The sequence below is a fragment of the Vibrio sp. 03_296 genome (assembly GCF_002265885.1).
In genome coordinates this window covers 1-678 of the sequence record NZ_NPKW01000554.1, presented here as the reverse complement: position 1 = coordinate 678, position 678 = coordinate 1, and the positions used below count along the sequence as shown (strand labels likewise).

The window sequence follows — 678 nt, the reverse complement described above, 5'->3', positions numbered from 1 at the left end:
TTGATATTCTTTCTGATATGTCAGACATAGTGTTTCCTCCAGTCTGTCCTGACCTTCGTAATCAAACGAAGAGATCAAACTCGTCTGACAGGTTTATTCAAAGACATCGGAGGGAACACGCACAAAGCCCTCCATCAGTATACGAGCGCTGCGGCTCATGATGGCTTTTTCCACCACCCAGCCTTGTGTGTGCTTTCGCTTGCGCACCCACCTTTAACGTCCCAGATCGGATGGCCAAAGGTGACCGCTTGTTTTTCACCACCGCCTGCCGCTAAGTTCACTAAAGTGCCCGGCACGCAAGCGGCAGCGCCAATCGCGACCGCTGCGGTCCCCATCATCGCGTGATGCAGCTTGCCCATTGAAAGGGCGCGAACCAGCAGATCAACCTCTCCTGCCTCCACCACTTTGCCACTTGAGGCTTGGTAACTTTTCGGTCGTTCGAGACAAACGCCACTTTGGGTGTGCTGGCGACCTTCTGCTTCTTCAATCGAAGTAATCAAACCCATTTTTAGCGCGCCATAAGCACGAATGGTTTCAAACTTGGCTAACGCTTGCTCATCATTATTGATCTGCTCTTGCAGTTCCGTCCCCAAATACCCCAACGCCTCAGCATCAAGGAAAATGGTGGGAATGCCCGCATTAATGAGGGTGGCGTTAAAGGTGCCGATACCCGGTACG

At 52.1% G+C, this 678-nt stretch carries 1 pseudogene; it reads right to left on the bottom strand.

The features are described from left to right. Positions 1-93: 93 nt before the first annotated feature. A pseudogene (locus tag CIK04_RS26120) lies at positions 94-623 on the bottom strand (PrpF domain-containing protein). Between the last annotated feature and the right edge of the window lie 55 nt (positions 624-678).